Consider the following 24,112-nt stretch of genomic DNA (forward strand, 5'->3'; position numbering starts at 1 on the left):
AACCCGGCGCGGTGGCCGGGTCTGGTTGGTCGGGGACGGTTCTTATTGGTAGATGGCGTCGCTGTACTCCGCGACGGTCAGAGATACCGTGTTGTCTGTGTTCGGTTTGATGCTGTTGACCGTCCATAGTTGACTGTCCAGTTCCTCCACTGTCGCAATGAGGTAGCGCGACGGGAGCTGCACAGTGTCTCCGTTCCATATATTGAGCTGAATGTCGGGTATTGCCGCGGTGAAGCCGTACTTCGTGTCGCTGCGGGCGGTGGCCGGATAGCGCAGAGTCGGGTTACCCAGGCTGTCGGTAACCAGCACATACATCGAACCGGTAAACGTGATCGGCTCGCTGGTATCAAAGTTATTACCGGCGCGCCCGGTGATGTAACCCTGTTGCTGGTTGCTGTCGTAGATGTCGGGCATCTGAATGACGCTACCGACCTGGATAATGCCGTCCTCAAACACCTTGGCGTTCATCTTCACGCGCGAGTAGATCAGGCGCTTGGTTTCGCGCAGAGCTCGCTCCCGGGCCTGATACTCATTACGGAAGCCGACGATCTCCAGCTTGTTCGGGTTCTCCGCTTCCTGTTCAACGATAGCGCCGTTCAGCACGCGGTAGTTGATGTACGTCTTGTTGTTCGTGGTCGGGTGAACGTAGGACACCTGCACGCCGTCATAACCGCCTGGAAGAGTAGCTTCGTACGTCATTTTGTACTCGTCCGTCTTCATGTTGGCCCGGTTGAATACGGCCGCCGGGTAATCAACCTTCTGGTCTCGAGTAAACGTCAGCACGCCGTCATCCCAGTACGCCACCACCGACGCCGCATTGCAGATCGCCTGCACGCGGTCGCCGAGTGAGTCGTTCTCGTCGTCAAACGTGTAGTCGAAGTAGCCCAGTCGCTCATCAGGCAGGCTTTCGGCGATCGAGTACAGCCCGTACAGGTCAATGCTGCTTACCGGCTGCTCACCCATGATGAGCCAGGTGTGAGCCACTGCATCAGCGAACGAGCGCGACGGCCTCAGGGTGTAATCCACCGTCTGCGTGTCCAGGTCGTACGTAATGGTATGGCGCGTCACCAGTGCGTTATATTTGCGCTCGCGGCTGCCAAGAGCGTTCTCTGTCGCGCGGACTTTTACTCGCACAAGCGTGTCGGTAGGATGAACGACGTTTGTCCTGATGTTGATGCTGTGGATCTCTTCGACCTTGAGCAGTGACGCGTCACCGGAGTTATCCGGTTGGCGAATATGAGGGTGGACATGGAAAAGAAGCTAACCATTTTGGTGGTGTGCTCAACTCCGATAGCGGCCCATTCTATGAATTGATCAACTTCAGTGACTGCGAAGGATTTATTGGCACAGCTGTTGCGACGAAATTACTGGCTGATTTTAAAACCTTCCATGACAAGGCGGAAGAGATCGGAGACCGCTTCTTCGAGCAATACAAGCACTGGCAGTCAGCTATGGAAATGGCCTCGAGCAATGGCTGCATTAGCTTCCACTGACGCAACTGATAGCCAGTTATGAGCTGGCTATTGGGTGCGAAAGCACCACCTCGTGATCCCTTTTGCCCGGCCCCGCGCCGGGTTCTTTTTTGCCTGGAGGAAATGCATGGTTGAGGCAAAAACACTGACAGCCAGACAGGCGGCCGAGCTACTAATCACCTCACCGAGAACTGTCTACCGTCTTATCGACTCCGGGCAACTAGCCGGTAAGAAGATCGGTAACAAATACCGCACGACCGACGTTGCATGTATTGCGTATTTACATGACCCGCGCGATCCTGTTCCTGCGAGCGCGGGTGAACATAAAGGAGAAATTTTATGTCAATCACCCTCAGAGGCGGCGTCTGGCACTGTCATTTCGTTACGCCGTCAGGGAAAAGAATTAGACGATCTCTTGGTACGGGGGACAAGAAACAAGCGCAGGAGTTGCACGACAAGCTGAAGGCAGAAGCGTGGCGGGTTGATAAAATTGGAGAGCTGCCGACGAGGACGTTTGAGGAATGTTGCATCAGGTGGATCCGCGAGAAGGAGCATAAGCGGTCACTCGATGACGATAAGACCAAAATCGAATATTTCCTGCGGCATTTCTCCGGCCGGGATATTTCAACCATCACAGCTGATCAGGTTCATGAGGCTGTTTCGAAGATGGTCAACCGTAAGCATATTCAGGTCTGGGAGTCGCGCAGGGACGCGGCTATACGCCGGGGGAAGGAACCGCCTCCGTATGTTGAGAAACCGGTAAGCCAGGCCACAAAGAGCCAGCACCTTTCGTTCATGCGATCTCTATTCAAGGCTGCGGCTAATGACTGGGGCTGGATTAAAACGGCCCCGGTTATAAAAACCAAAAAGCCGATCAGCAAACGCATCCGATGGCTGACCAGGGACGAGGCAGAAAGGTTAATTGCCTGCATGCCGGAGTCGATAAAGCCGGTGGTGATATTTGCACTGGCAACCGGCCTGCGCCGCTCCAACATTATTGATCTGGAGTGGCAGCAGGTCGATATGCAGAGAAAGGTTGCATGGGTAAATCCGGAGAACGCGAAGGCGGGCAAGGCTATCGGCGTTGCTCTGAATGATACCGCATGCAGGGTGTTAAGGGATCAGATCGGGAAAAGTTCCAGGTGGGTATTCGTTCACACGAAGCCATCAACGCGCCCGGATAAAACCGTCACTCCGGCTGTCCGAAAAATGCGAGTGGATGACAATGTCGCCTGGCGCATTGGACTTGAAAGAGCGGGTATAGAGGACTTCCGTTTTCACGACCTCCGGCATACCTGGGCGAGCTGGTTAATTCAGTCCGGCGTGCCGTTGTCCGTTCTGCAAGAAATGGGCGGCTGGGAGTCCATCGAAATGGTACGTCGATACGCTCACCTGGCGCCGAACCACTTAAGCGAACACGCACGGAAAATTGATGCCATTTTTGGCAACCATGACACAAATACGACACAAGGAGAAAATCAGGCTGGCTTGAAACTGGCGTAAGCGCCTGTTTTTAAATGGCACGCCCTGTAGGATTCGAACCTACGACCTACGGCTTAGAAGGCCGTTGCTCTATCCAACTGAGCTAAGGGCGCACGGAGAAGAGTGTACTTCGCGGTGGTGAAACGCCTGGAATTATACGGTCAATGCGTAGTGAGTCAATGCCTTTTCCGCCTTCTCTGGCGATAATGACTAGCTGATTGTAAATACGGCTGTTTTTTCAACATTTATCCCTCTTTTACGGGCTGCGAAAAGGCTTAGCCGCTTTTAAGTAACGCCTGCTGTTTTCCTGTTTACTTCACCTTCACACTGTCCTGCGGTAACCCGGCCGCCTGGAGGCTGGAAGTGAACAGGACGACGGAGTGACAGCGCCAGACCAGACAGGTTTTCCCTCGTGCGTGCAGCACATCTCACACGATATTACAGGCATTAAGCTTGAACCCATTGTCGCCCTCTCATCTTCGCGCACGGTGGGGGCCGAAGTGCTCAGCGTGCTGTCGCCGCATCAGCAAAACGAAAGCTTTTTCCAGGACTGGTCCGCCGCCCGGGCGCTTATGCTGCTGGAAGCACAGATCGCCGCGTTAAAAAACCCCTGCCCCTGTGACAACCTTTTCATAAATTTGCCGATAACCGTTCTGACCATACCGGAAATGTTTCAGCGTTTACTGCAACTTAACAGCCCACCGCTGAACATTGAACTCGTGGAGCCTGCCTCGTTCTTTACACTCTCAGACCCGGCGCGTCTGAGGGTGAGTTGTGCGCTTCAGCAGTTGACCGCGCGAGGACACCGGATCTGGCTGGATGATATTGATGAAGCGTCAGGACAAGCATTTTTATCCTGCCGCCTGCCATTAAGCGGAATAAAAATCGATAAGATCGCTTTCTGGCGTTTACGTGAAACGCCGGCGCTGACACAGCTGGTCACCCTTTGTTCAAAAATCGCTGCGAATGTGCTTATTGAAGGCATTGAAACAGAACGGGACCGTACTTGCGCGCTTCATGCTGGCGCGCGCTTCGGTCAGGGATATTATTGGCCATCCTGGAGATGGCAGGAGGACTGAACGGTCATCGCCAAGAGGGAAGCTATGCGAATGACAGTGCGCCGTTACCGGCGTCGTCGGACAGGAAGTGATTCACTGGGTTCTACGCACTCGCCTTTTGCTCTCCCATTTTTTGATCGTCTCGAATATTTGAGCCAGTCAATCAACCAGACCCGCAAAACCGATGCTCCCTTTATCATTCTGGTCACACAGGATAATTTTTTCCGTTCCGGTTTACTGAGCGGGCAGTCGCCCCTGAGCAATTGCTGCGACTATTCCACGCTGGAAGCCGCCCTCAGTGATTTAAATCACTGGCCTTCATCGCGTCTGGTAATAGACATTGAGAGCCGCGCCTCGCCGCTCATCGACCTGCTGGACCGATTACGCCGCCACAGCCTGTTCGCCCCCTACCTGACACCCTACCTGCTCGTCCGCGCCGATGATTATGATGCTCGCCTGTTTTGTAAAGCGGCTGGCCCTTTTCATGTGCTTGAACGCCAGCTTACGGCGCTGGCTATGCAACAAACCTTACTGGAAGCACCGGCCCCCGTCGGCAACCGCAAAGAGTGGTTTTCACGGGATGAATGGCCGATCTTACAGGCGCTGTCGCAGGGGAGCTCCTTGCGGCAGATCGCGCAGTTACAGAACCGCCCCTACAGCCGCATTATTTACCGTCTCAGCTGCATCCTGGCGAAACTTGGGCTGAATCATCGTCATGAGTTGCTACATCTTCTCAACAACCTCTCAGATTTCACGTATTAACGTATTCAGTAACTTCTTAATTCCTAAAGACCTTTAGGAAATTACTTAGGATATATGTTAAATTTTTGTGTTTTTTAACAAAACTTTCGATTTTATAACTATTCCTAATTCCAGGTCTTAAACCATGCGAAATGCTGCCGGTACGCTCAACGAGAGTGATTTTATCCATGCGTTAAGGTTCTGGCGCTTCAGTTAACAGGGTGATAATGGTGTAAAAACAAGCGATTCACCTGTAAAAGAATGCGATGAGAGGTGAAGAAAACAGCAGATAGTACTGTTCTGTTGTTGGGAACGGCAATTTGCCATGAGGCGTTTGAAACGGAGAGATGACGCACGAAATGGCGGATTTCAGGGATGGCAGGCAGGCGGGATGCTGGTTGTCACAGCCTGCTCGCTGTTAACATTCATTTAACATACAGTAAAATCGTTTATTTTTTGTTATTACATAAAGATGAAAGTGTGTGGTAAATGCAATATCAGGACATTTTTGCTAATTTTAAAAAGTTAGTGATTCAGATCCAGAACATAATAATCAGCAATATATGGATATTAATTTACAGGCTTTTCGGACAATACTTAAACGGTATAATAAGACGTGTTTGACACGCGAATAAGAAAAATCATTTTGCCATAACCAGCCTTATGAGATAACTGCGCTGAGGCATTGATATCACCACTACGTAAACAAGGATGCTTTCGCTCTTCCCAGGGACATTTACCGTACAAGGATCTGCGCAATTATCCTTCCGGCTTTTCGAGAGTTTTAACAAAACTCAGCATAACGCTTTTAACAATCTGAGGCATAAAAAATGAAACCGGCATCCGTTATCATTATGGACGAACACCCTATCGTCAGAATGTCGATAGAAGTCCTGCTACAGAAAAATAAAAACATCCAGGTCAAACTGAAGTCAGGCGACAGCCACGAGGTGCTTGACTGTATACGCAACCACCCCATTGACCTGGTCATTCTCGATATTGAAATGACGGGCACGGATGGGTTCGTATTACTGAAAAGAATCAGGAACTTAAATAAAGACATTAAGGTTCTTTTCCTCTCTTCGAAATCTGAAGCCTTCTACGCAGGACGCGCCATCCGCGCCGGGGCAAATGGTTTTGTCAGTAAGCGAAAAGATCTGGGGGAAATTTATAACGCGGTGGAAATGATCCTGACGGGCTATTCCTTCTTCCCCTCAGAAACATTGAGTTTTATAAACCATCTGGGCTCGCGGACGGGCGCCGCCGTGGATATGCCATTATCGAATCGTGAAGTGACGGTTCTGCGATATCTGGCGAACGGATTATCTAATAAGGAGATTGCGGATCAATTATTACTTAGCAACAAAACAATTAGCGCCCATAAGTCTAATATCTTTTCCAAGCTGGGCGTGCAAAGTATCGTTGAATTAATTGATTACGCGAAGGCGCACGAATTACTATAATCCTACCCTCTCCCTGCAACATATAACCGTTACAGGGAGAGTGGATACGATTAATTATAATTAATCATGAAAGTTGCATCGGCGTCAGCCCGTCCCGGCTGCGGGTTATCCGCCGTGGCGATATAATTGGCATAAAACGACAGTTCGGCATTTCCCTGCGCATCTACCGCCACCGTCTGGCTGGTCTGCTGCAACGCGAGGCGCGTTTTATCCCGGTCGAGGATCTCTACGGCCACGTTGCTGGCCGCGCTGGCATCATTCAGCGCCAGCAGGCTGTTATCATGCCCGTCCATCTTCCCCGTAAATGTGACCGAAGCCGCCCCCGGCGGACATCCGGTCAGCTTCAGGGTGAACGGTACAGGCTGCGTCCGGCTCCCCGTTGTGCGAAGCTGTTTCGTGGGCCAGGTGCCGAGCGTGACGGTTTTATTGCTGTCGTCCCCCTCCGCCACGCAGGTAAAATCCACGATATTGCCGTAGAGCTGAATGTTAATTTCCCCAAGCGCCGTCTCTGCGTGTGCAGGGGAGCAAAGCGCAAAGAGCGCGACGGCTAAATACCGCATTCCGTTTCGCATACCTGCTCCTTAGTCGTAGTCGACGCGTAAATAGCCGCGAGAGGTAAAACGCCCCTCGGCAGGTTTTTTACCGGTTACGCTGACGGGCCACGCGCGGATCCCCACCTGCGCCTGAGCGCTGTCGTCCAGACGGAACGGGATTTTGCTGGTCAGGTTGTTGGGCGTCAGCGGCACGCCATTACTGTTGGCAATCACAAAACCCACATCCGCGTTATCGGAAACCAGCGTACTGCCTGAAACCTTCTCCGCTTCAACACGCATCGTGAGCATGGCGTTCGCCTCGACGTTGGTGCATTTGATGCCGATGGTTTTGCTTTGCGCTGAGATCCCCTCCGGCTTATTCCCGATGCCTGCTTTACTGAACAGGGAGGCGCCGATGTCTCCGAAATCGAACTCCACCACATTCCCGGCATTAATTTCACAGCTCTGAGGCACCTGAATAGTCCCGCTGTAGCTGATGGTATAAACCGGCGTGGTGAGCGGATCCGAGGAGGTCGTGGTGACGTAAACCCGGAACATGGTCGCCCGGGGGATCACCACCATATTGATAAAGCGTCGGGTCACTTTAAGCCGGAAGACGAGGCTGGAATCCTGTACGCCAAACGGTTTGTTTTTAGACACATTCGGGTGGCTCCCCATCTGAATGTAGCTTTTGGGCGGATAAAACGTGCCAGCGTAGCTGTCGGTGATTTTCATCGCCCCGTCCAGATAGTCGTTTAGCTTCAGATACTGGTAGCCATCGCTGGTGCCCGTAACAGGGAAATCGGTAACATAGCTGCGCTTGGTGGTGTTCCCGGACGTTCCCTTAGGGCAGACGGCGTTGACGCCCACCCACTGGGACTTCTCGCTGAGCGTGACAATCTGCCCCACCTGGTTATTGGAGCTGTTAAATTTATCCGTCAGGTCGTAATACACCTCCGTCGGCACGCCATTTTCATTGACGCAGACCGTGGCGAAGGCCTCAGATAGCGGAAAAAACGCCAGCAGGGATAGCCCCAGATAATGGATTTTATTCACAGCGGATCCCCTTAAGTGTGATCGCCTGTTGCAGGCTTTGTTCTGGCAGGCTGTAGGGCGCACGACACTGGGACTGTTTCCCGTCTCCCCACTGAATCAGCAGTTCTCCGCTCAGCGGCAGCCCGCTCAGGTAAATCTGACCGTCATCTCCCACCATGCTGGTTACGCCGCTCTGCGTCTCACGCACCACCGCCCCAAACGGTACAGGCTGGTTATCACGCTTCACGGTGAGCAGCGCACGCACGCCGATGCGGGTGTCAAAACTGGCGCGCACCAGCGCACCGTTCGTCGGCACGACGCTGGAAACGTTATTTTCAATGTCGGTGTTGTTGCTCATAGTGTTGGTGTCGAGCGCCACGCGGTTGTAACGGTACACCGTGGCGTACGGCATCACCGCATAGCCACGCCAGTCTGTTTTGACGCCGGTCTGGTTTTCGACGCTCACGCCTGACGCGCCCGGCGCTTTGATCAAGACGTTGGTATCGCCCAGCGGCTGACTGAATGTGATGCCGTCTGAATGCCCTACCACGCCGCCGGAGAGCTGCCAGTTGAGGTCGTGCTGATCCCGGGCGTAGTTGTAGCCCACGCCCAGCGTGCCGTACGTTGCCTGCCAGTTAGCGCTGGCGCTGCCGCTGGCACCGTTATTGCTGGTGTGACCCTGCGTGACGCTGTAGTTCAGGTTACGATCCTGGAGCAGCGTTCCGCTGATCCCGGTCTGCCAGCTGGTATCACCGTCGCTGTTACGGCTGGCAGAGGCTGTGGCATAGGCCCGGTCGATCGCGTTATCGCGACGGTAGCCGTGACGGGTGAACAGGCTGAACGGGACGGAGACGTTGAACGAGGCGATCCGGTCGGTTCCGTCAATGCCGACGGCCTTGTTCCACGACCAGGATAAGGCGTAGCTGACCCCTTTCACCCCGCCCGCGTAGCCAAGCTGATACCAGACGTTGGATTCGCTGGTGCCCCAGTAACTCTGCTGGCTGCCCGACACGTACACCGAGCCGTAATCGCCGAGAGACTGGGAGATATTGAGCTGGAAACGCCCTTTTTTATTCAGCGTCAGGTTGTGATAGCTCTGCACGTCCGGCACGCCGTCATCGTCCTGATCGTCGCCATACTGGTAGCCTTCCATTGTGCGCCAGGCCACATCGTCGAGGGTGTAGAAGCCTTTGGTCGAGTAGCGATAGCCCAGCAGCTGGAAGTTGGTGCCGAATCCGTTAAGGGATTTTGCGTACAGGAACCGCAGGGACTGCCCTTCATGGCGGCTGTCATCGGCAAGCTGGCTGCGGGCATGGGTGAGATCAAGTGAAACCGCCCCCCAGTCACCGAGGTTTTTACCCGCGCCAATGGCGATGGCGGTATAGCGCGAGGCCAGCTGCGTTCCGCCGTACAGCGTGTAGCCGTCGGCAAGACCCGCAATCATCGTACCCTGAGTAAAGAACGGCGTGTCCTGCTCGCTGTTGCCGCTGCGATAGTCCCCTGCCACCAGATCGTATTTCCAGCGTCCTTCACGCTGGAGCAGCGGAACGGTGGAATACGGGACGGTGTAGCGCTGCTGGCTGCCGTCCTTCTCTTCCACCGTCACCTCCAGGTCACCGCTTGAGGAGGTCGGGTTAAGATCAGTTATCGCAAAAGCCCCCGGCTGCACATAGCTCTGGTAAATCACGTATCCGTTCTGGCGGATCACCACTTTGGCAGGGGTGCGGGCGATTCCGCGCACGGTAGGCGCGTAACCTTGCAGGCTGTCCGGGTACATACTGTCGGACGAATAGAGGCGACCACCGCGAAAACCAACGCTGTCGAAGACATCGTTACCGGTGTTGCTGTCGCCAAGCACCAGCTCGCTTTTCAGCGGGATGATCGTACGCTGCGCCCAGGTACCAATATTTTGCCAGCTGCTGTGCCGCTGGCCGTTGCTTTCGGTATAACGCCACGCGCCGTTATTGCGTAATCGCCAGGCGCCATAGTTCAACCCGCTTTGCAGGTTCAGATAGTAGCTGTCGTCGTCGCTGCCCCGGTTGCCGGTAAAGCTGTAGTTCAGCAGCGCGGCGGGGATGCCTTCATCCCACTGTTCAGGCGGAATATACCCGCGGGCGCTGTTTTGCATCGCTACCTGAGGCAGGCTGACGTTCAGGCGCAATGAGGCGAAGTTGAACGCCGTTTCGCTGCCCGGAATAGCCGTGGTGAGCGGAACGCAGGTATCGCCCTGCACGTTGCTCAGTTCCGGGAAGGCGGCGATATTGACGCCAAAGCGATCGAGCATCGCGCGCGTAATGCACGGCGACAAACCGCCCGCGACCGGCGGCGTGTTGTCAGCTTGCTCAAACCGCACGTCCTGCGTGCCGATAAACTCATCGTTACGCCAGATATCGACGCGATAGACGCCCGGTGCCTGCTGGTGGCCTTTTTCAAAACGCGACAAATCCGCCACGTTCGCCGTGTCATCGGAGAGAAACGCCGGGTTAAAGTAGCTTTCGCCCCAGCCAGCGAGTGGCCAGAGCGTTGCCATCAGTGCCAGCGCAACCGGGCAGTAACGCCATTGAGTGTTCATCGCCCTGTCTCTGCTCACAGGCTGACGCTACGCGCCGGCGTAATGGCGCCATAGTCATTCACACTCTGCCAGGAGAGCGTGCCGCTCGCAGCGGCAGGCAGCACCTGCTGTGCCGAGCTTTTAGGGGCAACCATCAGGTTATCCAGCGTCTGACCGCCGAGCTTCAGATTGACCAGCGTGACGTAATACGGCGAGGCATTGCTCACCTTAAGATGGTTGCCGACGCGCTCAAAGCGCAGCTGTGAGAGCGCCTCTTCCGGCGGCATCGCCAGGTTAGCCGGGCGAACAAACAGCTTGATACGTGACAGAATAGCCAGTTGCAGGACGTTGTTGCCGTCCTGATGTTTTTTGCTGACGGAGGGAATCGCTTTGACGTTCATGTAAAAGAGTGATTCGCGATCGGCAGGCAGCGCCGGGCCTGCGTAGATAATGCGCAGGGTGTTTTCGCTGGCCGGCTCGCTGACAAACAGCGGCGGCGTGACGGCAAAGGTTTTTTCCTTTTGCCCGTTGGCATTTTCTATCCACGCGTTAATTAAATAGCGCTCTTGTTTATTGCTGTTGGTGATCGCCAGCGACGTTTGTTTGGCATCGGCCGGATAAATAACGCGCGTCGCGCCCAGCGCAATCCCGCCGGACGCATTCGCGCTGGCAGAAACCATCATCAAAATAAAAGCTAAAAACAGTCCAGGTTTAATCAGGGTGTTCATCACAACCGTACCTTTAATAATTAGTTCGCAGGCGTCAGGGATAAATCAACGTAAACCAGACATTCGACTGAATAGTGCCTGGTACAAGGTGTTCGGAAATTGCCCGGTAGCGGGCGCTGAAATGAAATACCAGCTCGCGGGTGTCAATGGGTAACCAGCTCACCGCCGTCGCGTTCGGGATGATCTGACGTTGCTGTTCGTCAAACAGCGCCAGCCCGACACCACTGCTGACCGCATTTTCCCCCGGCCGCGATGTCGCCAGGAAAACCTGCGGGTCTTCTGCCGGTGTCACTCCCTGGAACTGGATCCCCACGGTGCGGGAGACGTCCACGCTGCAATCCAGCAGACGTACGGTGAAAGGCACATTAACCGTGGAAAAGCTGCCGACGCCGGAAAAGGCGTTTGTGCGGTATTGCCCCATATCCACGCGCATATTCTGGCTGTCCGGGGCCACGGCGCAGCCGCCGTTAACCAGTTCTCCCCTGAGGTGTACTTTGCCGCCGTCTATGACCACGGTATGTGCGTTTACCGCTGAGGCAATCGCAAGGGCACACAGCAGTATCCCAGTCCTTGTCATCCTTCGCTCCCGGTATAGGCGATCAAAAGACCTCTTCCCTGAGGCCAGCCACATCCCTGTACTCAGGCATTACTCGTATTTCATTACGAATGTTGCGTCCGCGTTTGCCTGGCCTGGCTCGGTGGTCGCCGCCGTGGCTTTATAGCGCGCGGTGAAGTTCAGGGTGTTAGTCCCTTCAATCAGGTTCTGCGCCGCAGAGAAGGTGGCGCCGTCCGGGGTCAGCGTGGAGGATTTGCTGTCGAGGATCTCAATACCTACGCCCTTCGCGGAGTTGTCGTTGTTACCGGAGCTTACCGCCAGCAGCGTTTTGTCGGTGGCGTCGATCTGGCCGGTAAACGCGACAGCAGCGGTTTTCGCTACCGCAGGATCGCAGTCGTTCAGTTCGATGGTGAACGGAATATTGGAGGTGGTGTCACCTACTTTAGTGAATTTCGCGGTACGGTACTGGCCAAGATTAACCGTCTGCTCTGAAGAGTCAGTATTCACTGAACACGCGGCATTCACTAATTCACCTTTAAAATGCACCGTACCACCGTTTACAGATACAGGCGCTACCGGATCTTCTGCGTGAGCGGCACCCGCGACCAGGGCCAGAGTTGCAATAACAGTAGAAGCAATGTTGCTGAGTTTCATGTCTATTCCTTTAAAATGTAAATAACCCTTCCCGCGCATATTCGGGAATAAGAAATACGTTCAATTAAAAAATTGAAGGCTTATTTCGGAGAGGACAAAGTAGCTCAGGAATCTATTTCGTAATATGTCAAAACGCTGCCATTTTGCCAGGTCACATCCTAATCGCCTCTAAGAAATTGACCATGCCCTGAGAAGGGGTTTTGCAGGCCATCGATGAAATCTCGTAAAGGGTGACTGACAGCGGCGCTCGCTTCTGACAAAATACAGGCAATCCCCCCTTTCTAACGTTACAGACGGAATCTTCTCTCTGATGGCAGCAAAGATTATTGACGGTAAAACGATTGCGCAGCAGGTGCGCTCTGAGGTTGCGGAAAAAGTGAAGGCGCGTAAAGCCGCCGGATTTCGCGCCCCCGGGCTGGCCGTTGTGCTGGTTGGCAGCAACCCGGCTTCGCAAATTTATGTCGGCAGCAAACGCAAAGCGTGTGAAGAGGTGGGGTTCGTCTCCCGCTCTTACGATCTGCCGGAAACCACCAGCGAAGCGGAACTGCTGGAACTGATCGACACCCTGAATGCCGATAAAGAGATCGACGGCATCCTGGTTCAGCTGCCGCTGCCTGCGGGCATCGACAACGTGAAGGTGCTGGAGCGCATCGCGCCGGACAAAGACGTTGACGGTTTCCATCCGTATAACGTGGGCCGCCTGTGCCAGCGCGCGCCGCGCCTGCGTCCGTGTACCCCGCGCGGCATCGTGACGCTGCTGGAGCGTTATAACATCGATACCTACGGCCTCAACGCCGTGGTGATTGGCGCCTCCAACATCGTGGGCCGTCCGATGAGCATGGAGCTGCTGCTGGCGGGCTGTACCACCACCGTTACCCACCGCTTCACCAAAAACCTGCGTCACCACGTCGAAAACGCCGATCTGCTGATCGTTGCGGTCGGCAAGCCGGGCTTTATTCCAGGTGAATGGATCAAAGAGGGCGCAATCGTCGTGGACGTGGGTATTAACCGTCTGGAAAACGGCAAAGTGGTCGGCGACGTGGTGTATGAAGATGCCGCAGCGCGCGCATCCTATATTACTCCGGTCCCGGGCGGCGTAGGCCCGATGACGGTAGCAACACTGATTCAGAATACCTTGCAGGCGTGCGAGGAGTATCACGACGTAGAGGACGCGTAATCATGGCAACTTTTTCTTTAGGTAAACACCCGCACGTTGAGCTGTGCGATCTGCTGAAGCTGGAAGGCTGGAGCGAAAGCGGCGCGCAGGCGAAGATCGTCATCGCCGACGGGCAGGTAAAAGTAGACGGCGCGGTGGAAACCCGCAAGCGCTGCAAAATTGTCGCGGGTCAGACCGTGAGCTTCGCAGGACAGAGCGTGACCGTGACGGCCTGAGCTGTCTGATGCCCGGTGGCGCTGCGCTTACCGGGCCTACGTACTGTCTCCGTTTGTAGGCCGGGTAAGGCGAAGCCGCCACCCGGCAATTTCTCTCACAATCCCCTCACACCCATCACGGTTAATTATCGATCAACTTCAAATAATCACTATTCCCTCTGGCGAAATGTGAAAATTAAGTTGCGCGATTTTCAGACTTTCCCCACGATAAATAGAACGTTCTACTAAAACGTTCTACTTACAATAACAGCGTGAAAAAAGCGCTACTCGGGGGAAATCAGCATGAGCCTGATATCAGGGTTTGTTAAATCGCTGTCTAAGTTATCGATGATTGGTCGCGCCTTAATGCTGCCAATTTCACTGCTTCCCGCTGCGGGCCTGCTGCTGGCCTTCGGCGATAAGTTCCATCTGCCGCTGATGATGAACGCCGGCGGGGTTATCTTTGATAACCTGCCGATGCTGTTCGCCATCGGCTCTGCCGTCGGACTGGCTTCGGAATCCGGCATTGCCGCACTCTCTGCGGCGGTCTCCGTGTTTGTCACCAACATCACCATCAGCACCGTGCTGAACATCACGCCGGAAATGGCCTCTCAGGGCGGCAAATACGCCATGGTCGTTGGCATTCCGACGTTGCAGATGGGCGTCTTTGGCGGCCTGATCTGCGGTATTCTTGCGGCCTGGTGTTACAACCGCTTCCACACCATGCAGCTGCCGGAGTTCCTCGGCTTCTTCTCCGGCAAGCGCTTTGTGGCGATTGCGACGGCGTTTCTGTCGTTCCTGCTCGGCCTGCTGCTGCCGTACGTCTGGCAGCATATTCAATCCGGGATCGACGCCCTGTCCGTGGTGGTGAACGGCGATAACCAGGCGGCCTCGACCTTTATCTTCGGGCTGGTGGAGCGCGCGTTGATCCCGCTCGGCCTGCACCATATCTGGTATCCCTCCTTCTGGTATTCGTTCGGGGATTACACTACCCAGGCGGGTCAGGTGATCCACGGTGACCAGACCATCTGGTTCAAGATGCTGGAAGAGGGAGTGAAATCCTTCAGCAGCGACACCTACCAGAACGCCGGGAAATTCATGCAGGGCGAGTTCCCGCTGATGCTGTTCGCACTGCCTGCGGCGTGTCTGGCGATGTACCACGAAGCGCACACGAAGAATAAGAAAATCGCGGCCGGTATTCTGTTCTCTGCGGCCCTCACCTGCTTCCTGACGGGCATCACTGAGCCGGTAGAGTTCACCTTTATCTTCGTGGCGCCGATCCTTTACGTCTTCAACGCCATTATGGCGGGCCTGGCGTACATGACCATGTACCTGCTGCATGCGCACATCGCCAAGTCGTTCTCGGCGGGCTTTATCGACTACCTGTCGTTCGGGATCCTGCCGTCGTTTAACGGCTATCAGACCAACTTCCTGAGCGCCATTATCATCGGCATTCCGATGGCATTGATCTACTACTTCACCTTCCGCTTCGTGATCCGTCGCTTCGACGTGAAAACGCCGGGCCGCACCGAAGTGACCGCCAGCGCGAATGACAAGTCCGATTCCGAACTTGCCACCGAAATCATCGGCCTGCTGGGCGGTGCGCAGAACATTGATTCCGTCGGCTCCTGCATCACACGTCTGCGTCTGGAAGTGGCGAAGAGCGAAGCGGTGGACCGGGACGGGCTGAACGGGCTTGGCGCGCGCGGCGTGGTGTTCGTTGGCGATAACGGAATACAGGTGATTTTCGGGGCCAGAGCACAGTTTATCGCCCAGACCATGTCCACGATGATTGGCAAATAATAAGATGCCTGAAGGAGGCGTCTCCTGTACGCTGGGGGACGCCTCTTATCTGGCTGATAATCGGGAAATTTCAGGGAGCGGTTTTGAAGAAAGTCAGCATCATTGATGTCGCAAAGCATGCGGGCGTGTCGGTTTCTACCGTTTCGCTGGTGCTGCGCCAGAAAGGGAAGATCTCAGAGGCGACGATCGGGAAGGTCAATGCCGCCATCACAACGCTGGGCTATGTTCATAACGTCGCCGCTGCCAATCTTCGCGCCAACACCTCCAACTTAATCGGCCTGATCCTGCGCGACTTCAGCGACAGCTTTTCCATCAAGGTGATGGCGAGCATCGTTCAGGAGCTGGAGAAACAGGGTTATATGGTATTTCTCGGTCAGCCGCTGAACGACGGCGAACATCTTGAGCGTACCCTGCTCTCATTTAAGCAGCAGGGCGTGGCGGGCGTCATCTACCTGGCGTCGGACACCCGCGCCGCCTCTCTTCCGGAACACATTCGTCACTGCCCGCTGCCGCTTGTGGCGGTTTCGCAGTCGTTGCTGGAAGAGAAATGCAACCTGGTGATGCGCGATAATCGCCAGGCGGCGAACCTGGCCGCGCGTTATCTTATCGAGCGCGGGCACCGTAACATCGCCTACATTGGCGGGCGCGACGGGTGCCGTATCCGCGAGCAGCGCCTGCTTGGTTTTCGCAGCGCGATGACGCAGAGCGGCCTGGTCTGGCGTGAGGAATATTCTCCCGCCTGCACCGATGACACGCAGGCGGCGGCCATGGCGACTCGTCAGCTGCTGGAGAAGAACAACACGATTACCGCCCTGCTCTGCCATTCACCGGACGCGATGATCGGTTCAATCTCAGGTATTCACCAGGTGGGGCGCACGGTGGGTAAAGACGTGTTTTTAACCCAGCAGGTGGCGCTGATTGGTTTTGAAGATATGCTCCACGTTAATCTCACGTCGCCGTCACTGACTTACGTTTCGTCTGCCAGCGAAGAGACCGGCCGCCAGGCGGCAGGGCTGATGATCCGCAGGCTGAAAGAGCCGGATCTGCAAACGCAGCGCATTACCCTCTCCGGGCAGCTTATCGCGCGGGAATCGGCGTAAAATCAGAATTTAGCACAGGTTTGCTGCGGCGGATCTGCTGCTATATTCCCATGATTTGCCATGGATAAATGCAATGCCTACCATTATCACCCACGCTGCCGTACCTCTGTGTCTGGGCTTAGGGCTCGGAACCAAAGTCATCCCACCCCGCCTGCTGTTTGCCGGGATCGTCCTCGCCATGCTGCCCGATGCCGACGTACTGGCGTTTAAATTCGGTGTCGCCTACGGGAATATTTTCGGCCACCGCGGTTTCACTCATTCGCTACTGTTTGCCCTGGTGGTGCCGATACTCTGCGTGCTGGCAGGCCGACGTTGGTTCAGGGCCAGCCTGACGCGCTGCTGGCTGTTTTTAACCGTGTCATTGCTGTCGCACAGCCTGCTGGATTCAATAACGACAGGCGGGAAAGGCGTCGGCTGGCTGTGGCCATGGTCTGATGAACGCTTCTTTGCGCCGTGGCAGGTGATCAAGGTCGCGCCGTTTGCGCTGTCACGCTACACCACGCCGTACGGGCATCAGGTAATCATTTCAGAACTGCTGTGGGTGTGGCTGCCGGGGATGGTGCTGATGGGGTTGCTGTGGTGGAGGCGGAGGTAAAAGAAAAGCCGGGTGGCGGCTACGCCTTACCCGGCCTACGGTCGTGATTTTGTAGGCCCGGTAAGCGTTAGCGCCACCGGGCGTTACGGACCTACTTACGACGCCAGGTGGTTCCCTGCGGGCCGTCTTCCAGAATAATGCCCATCTCGGTCAGACGGTTACGCGCCGCATCCGCCGCCGCCCAGTCTTTCGCCTGACGCGCTTCGAGACGTGCTTTGATCAGTGCTTCAATTTCCGCCACTTCACCGTCGTCCGCCTGCGCGCCGCTTTGCAGGAACAGGTCCGGCTCCTGCTCCAGCAGGCCGAGCACGGAAGAGAGCTTACGCAGATGAGACGCCAGCGCATTGGCCGCCGCCATATCTTCTGACTTCAGGCGGTTCACCTCACGCGCCATGTCGAACAGCACGGAGTAGGCTTCCGGGGTGTTGAAGTCGTCGTTCATGACCTCAACGAAGCGGGCCTCGAACGCCTCACCGCCTGCGGCCGGAACAGATTTATCGGTGCCGCGCAAGGCGGTATACAGACGCTCCAGCGCAGCGCGCGCCTGCTTCAGGTTCTCTTCGCTGTAGTTCAGCTGGCTGCGATAGTGGCCAGACATCAGGAAGTAGCGCACGGTTTCCGCGTCGTAATACTTCAGCACGTCGCGCACGGTGAAGAAGTTACCCAGCGATTTCGACATCTTCTCGCGGTCAACCATCACCATCCCGGAGTGCATCCAGTAGTTCACGTACTCGCCGCCGTGTGCACAGGTGGACTGCGCGATTTCGTTTTCATGGTGCGGGAACATCAGATCCGAACCGCCGCCATGGATGTCAAAATGGTTGCCCAGCTGCTTGCAGTTCATCGCGGAACATTCAATGTGCCAGCCCGGACGCCCTTCGCCCCACGGGGATGGCCAGCTCGGTTCGCCCGCTTTGGACATCTTCCACAGCACGAAGTCCATCGGATTACGCTTCACGTCCACCACGTCCACGCGCGCGCCGGCCTGGAGCTGGTCCAGATCCTGGCGGGAAAGCGCACCGTAGGTTGGGTCCGTTGGCACCGAGAACATCACGTCGCCGTTGTCCGCCACATAGGCGTGACCGCGCTCGATCAGCTTTTGGGTGATATCAATGATTTCATGGATATGGTGGGTCGCACGCGGCTCGCTGTCCGGGCGCAGAATATTTAAGGCATCAAAATCCTTGTGCATTTCGGCGATCATGCGATCCACCAGCGCGACAAAGCTTTCGCCATTTTCATTAGCACGTTTAATGATTTTGTCGTCGATGTCGGTGATGTTGCGCACGTACTTCAGGTTGTAGCCCAGGAAGCGCAGGTAGCGTGACACCACGTCGAACGCGACAAAGGTACGGCCATGGCCGATATGACAGAGATCGTAAACCGTAATACCACACACGTACATGCCGACTTCCCCGGCATGGATAGGTTTAAATTCCTCTTTTTGGCGCGTCATTGTATTAAAGATTTTTAACATCGAAGATTCCATGTAAACACGTGTGTGGATTGTTTGTTCCTTATAATACCCATAATTCGGAGTACGGTCAGCACACAATGCAAGGTGATCGTGTCCTGTGGTTATGCTATAACAAGCCCCTATATGTGACCCGAGCACGGGTCGACGCACCACAATAACGGAACAGGATGCAAAAATGGTTACTTTCCACACTAATCATGGCGATATCGTAATCAAAACCTTTGATGACAAAGCGCCTGAAACAGTTAAAAACTTCCTGGACTACTGCCGCGAAGGTTTCTACAACAACACTATTTTCCACCGTGTGATCAACGGCTTTATGATCCAGGGCGGCGGTTTCGAGCCTGGCATGCGCCAGAAAGAGACGAAAGAAGCGATCAAAAACGAAGCGAACAACGGCCTGAAAAACACCCGTGGTACGCTGGCAATGGCCCGTACTCAGGCGCCACACTCTGCGACCGCACAGTTCTTCATCAACGTAGCGGACAACGACTTCCTGAACTTCTCTGGCGAAAGTCTGCAAGGCTGGGGCTACTGCGTATTCGCAGAAGTGGTTGAAGGGATGGACGTGGTCGACAAGATCAAAGCCGTTTCTACTGGCCGCAGCGGTATGCACCAGGACGTTCCTAAAGAAGACGTTGTGATCACAAGCGTGACCGTCAGCGAGTAATTCGTGGCGACACTCTTTATTGCGGATCTGCATCTGCAAACAGAAGAACCGGCGATAACCGCCGGTTTTCTGCGTTTTTTACGCGGTGAAGCGAAAAGCGCCGACGCGCTGTACATTCTGGGCGACCTGTTTGAGGCCTGGATTGGCGACGACGATCCGAACCCGCTGCACCGTGAGATAGCTGCGGCCATTAAAGTGCTGGTGGATTCCGGCGTCCCCTGCTATTTCATTCACGGCAACCGTGATTTCCTGATCGGCCAGCGCTACGCCCGCGAGAGCGGTATGACGCTGCTGCCGGAAGAGCAGGTGCTAAACCTCTATGGCCGCAATATTCTGATCATGCACGGCGACACGCTCTGCACTGACGATACCGGCTACCTGGCGTTTCGCGCCAAAGTTCACACCCCGTGGATCCAGAAAGTGTTCCTCGCCCTGCCGCTGTTTATCCGCAACCGCATCGCCGCCAGAATGCGCGCGGGCAGCAAGGCCGCCAACAGCAGCAAATCGATGACCATCATGGACGTCAATCCGCAGGCGGTGGTGAAGGTGATGGAGAAGCATCGCGTTCAGTGGCTGATCCACGGCCATACCCATCGTCCCGATGTGCATTCCCTTATCGCCAACGGCGAGCCCGCCCATCGCGTGGTTTTAGGCGCCTGGCACAGCGAAGGATCGATGGTCAAAGTTACGCCGGAAGGTGTCGAACTGATCGCCTTCCCGTTTTAACGCCTCCCCGTCTTTTCGCTCATTTCCCGACCACGCAACCGTTTTCCTTGCCGGTATTACATGCTATTCTCTGTGCCCTCGAAAGCAGTGTGTTCCGCACCACAGGAGTTTTAAGACGCATGTCTTCCCGCAATAATCCGGCGCGTGTCGCCATCGTGATGGGGTCCAAAAGCGACTGGGCTACCATGCAGTTCGCCGCCGAAATCTTTGAAATCCTGAATGTTCCGCACCACGTCGAAGTGGTTTCCGCGCACCGTACGCCGGATAAACTGTTCAGCTTCGCCGAAAGCGCCGAAGAGAACGGTTACGAGGTGATCATTGCCGGTGCGGGCGGCGCAGCACATCTGCCGGGCATGATTGCCGCCAAAACGCTGGTGCCGGTACTGGGTGTTCCCGTGCAAAGCGCCGCGTTAAGCGGGGTGGATAGCCTTTACTCTATCGTCCAGATGCCGCGCGGTATTCCTGTCGGTACCCTGGCGATTGGTAAAGCAGGTGCGGCAAATGCCGCCCTGCTGGCCGCGCAGATCCTGGCGACGCATGATAAAGAGTTACATCAGCGTCTGGCGGAGTGGCGTAAAGCCCAGACCGATGAGGTGCTGGATAACCCGGATCCGCGGGGTGCAGCATGAAGCAGGTTTGCGTTCTTGGTAATGGTCAGCTTGGCCGGATGCTGCGTCAGGCCGGTGAGCCGCTGGGTATTGCCGTCTGGCCTGTCGGGCTGGATGCCGAGCCGGAAGCCGTGCCGTTCCATCAGAGCGTGATCACCGCCGAAATTGAACGCTGGCCGGAAACCGCCCTGACCCGCGAGCTGGCGCGCCATAACGCCTTTGTGAACCGCGACGTCTTCCCGATCATTGCCGACCGTCTCACGCAAAAACAGCTTTTCGACAAGCTCGGCCTCGCGACCGCGCCGTGGCTGCTGCTTTCCGATAAGCGCGAGTGGGATGACGTGTTTGCGATGCTGGGAGACCTGGCGATTGTGAAGCGTCGCGTCGGCGGCTACGACGGCCGCGGGCAGTGGCGCCTGCGCGCGAACGACACCGCCGAGCTGCCGGACGACTGCTACGGCGAGTGCATTGTTGAGCAGGGCATAAACTTTAGCGGTGAAGTGTCGCTGGTGGGCGCGCGCGGGCATGACGGGCACACCGTTTTTTACCCGCTGACGCATAACCTGCATCAGGACGGCATCCTGCGCACCAGCGTCGCCTTCCCGCAGGCCAATGCTGACCAGCAGGCGCAGGCGGAAGAGATGCTCTCTGCCATCATGCATGAGCTGGGCTATGTGGGCGTGATGGCGATGGAGTGTTTCGTCACGCCGTCGGGTCTGCTGATCAACGAACTTGCGCCGCGCGTGCACAACAGCGGCCACTGGACGCAAAACGGCGCCTCCATCAGCCAGTTCGAGCTGCACCTGCGCGCCATCACCGATCTGCCGCTGCCGCAGCCGGTGGTGACCAGCCCGTCGGTGATGATCAACCTGATCGGCACCGATCTGAACTACAACTGGCTGAAGCTACCGCTGGTGCACCTGCACTGGTACGACAAAGAGGTGCGTCCGGGGCGTAAGGTCGGCCACCTGAACCTGAACGATACCGACACGGACCGCCTGAGCGCCACGCTGGAAGCGATTGTTCCCCTGCTGCCGCCAGAATATGCGAGCGGTATTGTCTGGGCGCAGTCAAAACTGAAGTAAGTATCCCCCGCCGGGGAGTTGACCTTCCCCTTCCCCGGCGTACAATCCCCGCCCATTGCTGCTCAGTTTTCTTCTGGAATCACCATGAACGATGGAACGGACTATCGCGCGATACTCGCGTCCGATACCCCTTTAATCGACGTTCGCGCGCCGATCGAATTTGCCCAGGGTGCGATGCCCGCCGCACTCAACCTGCCCTTAATGAACGACGACGAGCGTGCCGCCGTCGGCACCTGCTATAAACGCCAGGGTCCGGACGCCGCGCTGGCGCTCGGCCATAGCCTGGTCAACGGCGAAACGCGAGAGGCGCGCATCAACGCCTGGCGGGAAGCCTGCCTGGTCCATCCTGAGGGCTACCTTTGCTGCGCGCGCGGTGGCCAGCGCTCACACATCTCCCAGGCCTGGCTGAAAGAGACGGGCGTCGACTATCCGTTGATACGCGGCGGTTATAAGGCCCTGCGTCAGACGGCGATTCAGGTGACCATTGAGCAGTCACAAAAGCCGATGGTGCTTATCGGCGGCTGTACCGGTAACGGTAAAACGCTGCTGGTGAAGCAGCATGCGCAGGGCATCGATCTGGAAGGGCTGGCGCACCATCGCGGCTCGTCGTTTGGTCGCACGCTCACCCCGCAGCTTTCTCAGGCGAGCTTCGAGAATCACCTTGCGGTTGAGCTATTGAAAAAAGACGCCGCGCGCTGGGTGCTGGAAGACGAGGGCCGGATGATTGGCTCTAACCACCTGCCGGAATGCCTGCGCGACGGCATGGCTGAAGCGCCTGTCGTGGTGGTCGAGGATCCGTTTGAGATCCGTCTTGAGCGCCTGCGCGAAGAGTATTTCGTCCACATGTGGGCCGACTTTTCTGCCGCCTGCGGTGAAGAGGCGGGCTGGAAAGCGTACAGCGAATATCTGCATCACGGCCTGTACGCCATTCGTCGCCGTCTGGGGCTGCAACGCTTTGCGGAATTTACCGCCCTGCTGGATGCCGCGCTTGTCGAGCAACAGCGTACTGGCAGCACTGACGCGCACTTCAGCTGGCTTGTGCCGCTGCTGAAGGACTATTACGACCCGATGTACGGCTATCAGCTGGAGAAAAAGGCGGAGAAGATTGTGTATCGCGGGACGTACGAAGAAATTGCTGAGTGGCTCGATCGCTGAAAAAAGCCGGGTGGCGGCTACGCCTTACCCGGCCTACGCGTGCTTTTGTAGCCCCGGTAAGCGCAGCGCCACCGGGGAACAAACCACTTAGAAGTCGTAACGCAGACGCACCAGGTTCATGTCGCCCAGGTTGTCGGTGCTGGAGGTGAACACGTGTTCGTAATCCACGCGGAAACCGTAATCCAGCTGGAAGCTGATACCCACGCCGTTGTCGATGCGCTGGTAGTTACGGCCATTCACGTACTCAATACGGTCGCCCATGAAGTACGGCTGGATGGATTTCACCGCATACTGACCAACCGGGAACTTGTAACCCGCAAAGTATTCAATACCCCATGCATCACCGGCGAAGTAGTCGTTAACGGACACTTTTTTGGTGGTCAGGAAGTTCTGATACCAGCCGCCGCCTGCGGAGAAGGTCCAGTTATCCGGCGTCCAGCTCAGGGCGGTACCAAGGATGTTCTGGTCGTAGGATTTGCTGTCGCCGTTGTCCGGGTTACGCATGTCCGCGCGGGTGTAGTTCCACGCTGCGCCCCAGGTCAGATCGGTAGTCAGGTGATAATCGATACCCAGTGAACCGCCGCCTTTACGTTTGTAACGCAGGCCGTTGCCCGGCAGGTATTCGCTGTCTTCAAACAGGTAAGAGGCGTAGATGTCAGCATCGCCCACGGTTTTCTTGTACTTCAGCATCTGGCGTGAACGGTAAGAGCCGTCATAGTCGCCGTTGATCCCGTTACCTGGCGCCTGACCAATCATGTCGTAGTCCCAGATATCGGTTTTTGCGCCCACTACGTCATAGTACACGCTGTTCTGCTGGCCGAAGGTCAGCGTACCCCAGGTGTCGCTCTTCAGACCGGTGTAGAGCATACGACGAGAGGTGTCGTGCGCGCCGTCGGCATAGTGATGATCCCAGTTGAACTGCGCCGGAATGTTCACACCCAGCTCGTAGTAGCTGATCCAGCTGATGTCATCGAACAGGTAGTAATCCGCAGCGAAACGGAAGCGGGTGCCGCCGTCAAAGCCGTTGCGCTTGTAGCTGTTTTTGCCGTCATCACCGGTCATATTCTGGAACTGAGGACGAATACTGCCGCCAACGGTGAAGTTCAGGCGGCTCAGCGGGTTACCCGCCTGCGGATCCTGTTTCAGAAGGGTGATTTCCGCCTGAGATGCGAAAGAAGCCAATGCCACTGCTGCGCCGATCGTTGTCGCCAGCGCTGTTTTTCTTATAGTCATTCTTTTTCCTTGATAG

General features: G+C 56.0%; 24 protein-coding genes, 1 tRNA gene and 1 pseudogene. 16 read left to right on the forward strand and 10 right to left on the reverse strand.

Annotation, left to right across the window (positions count from 1 at the left end):
* Positions 1-42: 42 nt before the first annotated feature.
* Positions 43-1,227, reverse strand: a pseudogene (locus SK54_RS17970) (host specificity factor TipJ family phage tail protein); the annotation flags it as partial.
* Here SK54_RS17970 and SK54_RS17975 point away from each other — a divergent pair.
* The 3 genes from SK54_RS17975 (at position 1,203) to SK54_RS17980 (ending at position 2,975) form a co-directional block, all read left to right on the forward strand.
* The gene (locus SK54_RS17975) at positions 1,203-1,493 is read left to right on the forward strand and encodes a hypothetical protein (RefSeq protein ID WP_156172759.1); all 291 of its coding nucleotides are present in this window, start codon (positions 1,203-1,205) and stop codon (positions 1,491-1,493) included. The pseudogene SK54_RS17970 and the gene SK54_RS17975 overlap by 25 nt on opposite strands.
* Before the next feature lie 106 nt (positions 1,494-1,599).
* Complete coding sequence (locus SK54_RS22190; RefSeq protein ID WP_071886183.1) at positions 1,600-1,935, forward strand: helix-turn-helix domain-containing protein; 336 nt, start codon at positions 1,600-1,602, stop codon at positions 1,933-1,935.
* Positions 1,818-2,975: a tyrosine-type recombinase/integrase gene (locus SK54_RS17980; RefSeq protein ID WP_223831790.1), complete on the forward strand. Its 1,158-nt coding sequence runs from the start codon at positions 1,818-1,820 to the stop codon at positions 2,973-2,975. The genes SK54_RS22190 and SK54_RS17980 overlap by 118 nt, the downstream gene beginning before the upstream one ends.
* 15 nt (positions 2,976-2,990) lie before the next feature.
* On the opposite strand, the gene SK54_RS17985 is transcribed toward SK54_RS17980, so the two are convergent.
* Positions 2,991-3,067, reverse strand: a tRNA-Arg gene (locus tag SK54_RS17985).
* A 303-nt stretch (positions 3,068-3,370) separates the two neighbouring features.
* On the opposite strand from SK54_RS17985, the gene SK54_RS17990 reads away from it, so the two are divergent.
* From SK54_RS17990 to fimZ, 3 genes are all read left to right on the forward strand, one after another.
* The gene (locus SK54_RS17990) at positions 3,371-4,033 is read left to right on the forward strand and encodes an EAL domain-containing protein (protein ID WP_032682233.1); all 663 of its coding nucleotides are present in this window, start codon (positions 3,371-3,373) and stop codon (positions 4,031-4,033) included.
* A 24-nt stretch (positions 4,034-4,057) separates the two neighbouring features.
* Positions 4,058-4,774: a helix-turn-helix transcriptional regulator gene (locus SK54_RS17995; protein ID WP_048247722.1), complete on the forward strand. Its 717-nt coding sequence runs from the start codon at positions 4,058-4,060 to the stop codon at positions 4,772-4,774.
* A gap of 809 nt (positions 4,775-5,583) precedes the next feature.
* A complete protein-coding gene (gene fimZ, locus SK54_RS18000) occupies positions 5,584-6,216 on the forward strand; it encodes a fimbria biosynthesis transcriptional regulator FimZ (RefSeq protein ID WP_003858901.1) in 633 nt (210 codons plus the stop codon).
* Positions 6,217-6,266: 50 nt separating this feature from the next.
* On the opposite strand, the gene sfmF is transcribed toward fimZ, so the two are convergent.
* The 6 genes from sfmF to fimA all read right to left on the reverse strand — a co-directional run bounded on the left by sfmF (position 6,267) and on the right by fimA (position 12,273).
* On the reverse strand, positions 6,267-6,788 hold the full coding sequence (sfmF, locus tag SK54_RS18005) for a fimbria assembly protein (RefSeq protein WP_017383239.1): 522 nt from the start codon (positions 6,786-6,788) through the stop codon (positions 6,267-6,269).
* 9 nt (positions 6,789-6,797) lie between these two features.
* Entirely contained in the window at positions 6,798-7,805 is a 1,008-nt protein-coding gene (fimH, locus tag SK54_RS18010; RefSeq protein ID WP_023296054.1) for a type 1 fimbria D-mannose specific adhesin FimH, read from the reverse strand.
* The gene (locus SK54_RS18015) at positions 7,798-10,356 is read right to left on the reverse strand and encodes a fimbrial biogenesis usher protein (protein ID WP_015571221.1); all 2,559 of its coding nucleotides are present in this window, start codon (positions 10,354-10,356) and stop codon (positions 7,798-7,800) included. Before SK54_RS18015 ends, fimH begins: the two co-directional genes overlap by 8 nt.
* 14 nt (positions 10,357-10,370) lie before the next feature.
* Positions 10,371-11,063 carry a type 1 fimbria chaperone FimC gene (gene fimC, locus SK54_RS18020; RefSeq protein WP_015571222.1) on the reverse strand — a complete coding sequence of 231 codons (693 nt, stop codon included), beginning with the start codon at positions 11,061-11,063 and terminating at the stop codon, positions 10,371-10,373.
* Between the two features lie 34 nt (positions 11,064-11,097).
* On the reverse strand, positions 11,098-11,640 hold the full coding sequence (gene fimI / locus SK54_RS18025) for a type 1 fimbrial protein subunit FimI (RefSeq protein ID WP_017383235.1): 543 nt from the start codon (positions 11,638-11,640) through the stop codon (positions 11,098-11,100).
* Positions 11,641-11,709: 69 nt separating this feature from the next.
* The gene (gene fimA / locus SK54_RS18030) at positions 11,710-12,273 is read right to left on the reverse strand and encodes a type 1 fimbrial major subunit FimA (RefSeq protein WP_003858911.1); all 564 of its coding nucleotides are present in this window, start codon (positions 12,271-12,273) and stop codon (positions 11,710-11,712) included.
* Positions 12,274-12,583: 310 nt separating this feature from the next.
* On the opposite strand from fimA, the gene folD reads away from it, so the two are divergent.
* From folD to SK54_RS18055, 5 genes are all read left to right on the forward strand, one after another.
* On the forward strand, positions 12,584-13,450 hold the full coding sequence (gene folD / locus SK54_RS18035; RefSeq protein WP_006809817.1) for a bifunctional methylenetetrahydrofolate dehydrogenase/methenyltetrahydrofolate cyclohydrolase FolD: 867 nt from the start codon (positions 12,584-12,586) through the stop codon (positions 13,448-13,450).
* Between the two features lie 2 nt (positions 13,451-13,452).
* Entirely contained in the window at positions 13,453-13,665 is a 213-nt protein-coding gene (gene ybcJ, locus SK54_RS18040) for a ribosome-associated protein YbcJ (protein WP_017694378.1), read from the forward strand.
* A 282-nt stretch (positions 13,666-13,947) separates the two neighbouring features.
* Positions 13,948-15,447 (forward strand): PTS transporter subunit EIIC, encoded by a 1,500-nt coding sequence (locus tag SK54_RS18045; protein ID WP_023303217.1) that lies wholly within the window; start codon positions 13,948-13,950, stop codon positions 15,445-15,447.
* 83 nt (positions 15,448-15,530) lie between these two features.
* Complete coding sequence (gene malI / locus SK54_RS18050; protein WP_023303216.1) at positions 15,531-16,547, forward strand: Mal regulon transcriptional regulator MalI; 1,017 nt, start codon at positions 15,531-15,533, stop codon at positions 16,545-16,547.
* A 73-nt stretch (positions 16,548-16,620) separates the two neighbouring features.
* Positions 16,621-17,142: a metal-dependent hydrolase gene (locus SK54_RS18055; RefSeq protein ID WP_032647481.1), complete on the forward strand. Its 522-nt coding sequence runs from the start codon at positions 16,621-16,623 to the stop codon at positions 17,140-17,142.
* 91 nt (positions 17,143-17,233) lie between these two features.
* Here SK54_RS18055 and cysS read toward each other — a convergent pair whose 3' ends face one another.
* A complete protein-coding gene (gene cysS / locus SK54_RS18060; protein ID WP_017383232.1) occupies positions 17,234-18,619 on the reverse strand; it encodes a cysteine--tRNA ligase in 1,386 nt (461 codons plus the stop codon).
* Positions 18,620-18,794: 175 nt separating this feature from the next.
* Here cysS and ppiB point away from each other — a divergent pair, with 175 nt between their 5' ends.
* The 5 genes from ppiB to mnmH all read left to right on the forward strand — a co-directional run bounded on the left by ppiB (position 18,795) and on the right by mnmH (position 22,863).
* The gene (ppiB, locus tag SK54_RS18065) at positions 18,795-19,289 is read left to right on the forward strand and encodes a peptidylprolyl isomerase B (protein ID WP_000256009.1); all 495 of its coding nucleotides are present in this window, start codon (positions 18,795-18,797) and stop codon (positions 19,287-19,289) included.
* 3 nt (positions 19,290-19,292) lie between these two features.
* A complete protein-coding gene (gene lpxH, locus SK54_RS18070) occupies positions 19,293-20,015 on the forward strand; it encodes a UDP-2,3-diacylglucosamine diphosphatase (RefSeq protein ID WP_017694382.1) in 723 nt (240 codons plus the stop codon).
* A gap of 119 nt (positions 20,016-20,134) precedes the next feature.
* Positions 20,135-20,644 (forward strand): 5-(carboxyamino)imidazole ribonucleotide mutase, encoded by a 510-nt coding sequence (gene purE, locus SK54_RS18075; RefSeq protein WP_003858921.1) that lies wholly within the window; start codon positions 20,135-20,137, stop codon positions 20,642-20,644.
* A complete protein-coding gene (purK, locus tag SK54_RS18080) occupies positions 20,641-21,708 on the forward strand; it encodes a 5-(carboxyamino)imidazole ribonucleotide synthase (RefSeq protein ID WP_048247725.1) in 1,068 nt (355 codons plus the stop codon). The genes purE and purK overlap by 4 nt, the downstream gene beginning before the upstream one ends.
* Positions 21,709-21,792: 84 nt before the next feature.
* On the forward strand, positions 21,793-22,863 hold the full coding sequence (mnmH, locus tag SK54_RS18085; protein ID WP_048247727.1) for a tRNA 2-selenouridine(34) synthase MnmH: 1,071 nt from the start codon (positions 21,793-21,795) through the stop codon (positions 22,861-22,863).
* A gap of 87 nt (positions 22,864-22,950) precedes the next feature.
* Here mnmH and SK54_RS18090 read toward each other — a convergent pair whose 3' ends face one another.
* The gene (locus SK54_RS18090; protein ID WP_017383228.1) at positions 22,951-24,096 is read right to left on the reverse strand and encodes a porin; all 1,146 of its coding nucleotides are present in this window, start codon (positions 24,094-24,096) and stop codon (positions 22,951-22,953) included.
* Positions 24,097-24,112 lie beyond the last annotated feature (16 nt).

The organism is Enterobacter sp. MGH120 (genome assembly GCF_001037725.1).
Taxonomy (GTDB): domain Bacteria; phylum Pseudomonadota; class Gammaproteobacteria; order Enterobacterales; family Enterobacteriaceae; genus Enterobacter; species Enterobacter hormaechei_C.

Excerpts from the sequence above, each read along its gene's own strand:
- SK54_RS22190 (WP_071886183.1), top strand. The coding sequence starts at position 1,600 with ATGGTTGAGGCAAAAACACTGACAGCCAGACAGGCGGCCGAGCTACTA.
- SK54_RS17995 (WP_048247722.1), top strand. The coding sequence starts at position 4,058 with ATGCGAATGACAGTGCGCCGTTACCGGCGTCGTCGGACAGGAAGTGAT.
- fimZ (WP_003858901.1), top strand. The coding sequence starts at position 5,584 with ATGAAACCGGCATCCGTTATCATTATGGACGAACACCCTATCGTCAGA.
- sfmF (WP_017383239.1), bottom strand. The coding sequence starts at position 6,788 with ATGCGAAACGGAATGCGGTATTTAGCCGTCGCGCTCTTTGCGCTTTGC.
- SK54_RS18015 (WP_015571221.1), bottom strand. The coding sequence starts at position 10,356 with ATGAACACTCAATGGCGTTACTGCCCGGTTGCGCTGGCACTGATGGCA.
- fimC (WP_015571222.1), bottom strand. The coding sequence starts at position 11,063 with ATGAACACCCTGATTAAACCTGGACTGTTTTTAGCTTTTATTTTGATG.
- fimI (WP_017383235.1), bottom strand. The coding sequence starts at position 11,640 with ATGACAAGGACTGGGATACTGCTGTGTGCCCTTGCGATTGCCTCAGCG.
- fimA (WP_003858911.1), bottom strand. The coding sequence starts at position 12,273 with ATGAAACTCAGCAACATTGCTTCTACTGTTATTGCAACTCTGGCCCTG.
- folD (WP_006809817.1), top strand. The coding sequence starts at position 12,584 with ATGGCAGCAAAGATTATTGACGGTAAAACGATTGCGCAGCAGGTGCGC.
- ybcJ (WP_017694378.1), top strand. The coding sequence starts at position 13,453 with ATGGCAACTTTTTCTTTAGGTAAACACCCGCACGTTGAGCTGTGCGAT.
- SK54_RS18045 (WP_023303217.1), top strand. The coding sequence starts at position 13,948 with ATGAGCCTGATATCAGGGTTTGTTAAATCGCTGTCTAAGTTATCGATG.
- SK54_RS18055 (WP_032647481.1), top strand. The coding sequence starts at position 16,621 with ATGCCTACCATTATCACCCACGCTGCCGTACCTCTGTGTCTGGGCTTA.
- cysS (WP_017383232.1), bottom strand. The coding sequence starts at position 18,619 with ATGTTAAAAATCTTTAATACAATGACGCGCCAAAAAGAGGAATTTAAA.
- ppiB (WP_000256009.1), top strand. The coding sequence starts at position 18,795 with ATGGTTACTTTCCACACTAATCATGGCGATATCGTAATCAAAACCTTT.
- purE (WP_003858921.1), top strand. The coding sequence starts at position 20,135 with ATGTCTTCCCGCAATAATCCGGCGCGTGTCGCCATCGTGATGGGGTCC.
- purK (WP_048247725.1), top strand. The coding sequence starts at position 20,641 with ATGAAGCAGGTTTGCGTTCTTGGTAATGGTCAGCTTGGCCGGATGCTG.
- mnmH (WP_048247727.1), top strand. The coding sequence starts at position 21,793 with ATGAACGATGGAACGGACTATCGCGCGATACTCGCGTCCGATACCCCT.
- SK54_RS18090 (WP_017383228.1), bottom strand. The coding sequence starts at position 24,096 with ATGACTATAAGAAAAACAGCGCTGGCGACAACGATCGGCGCAGCAGTG.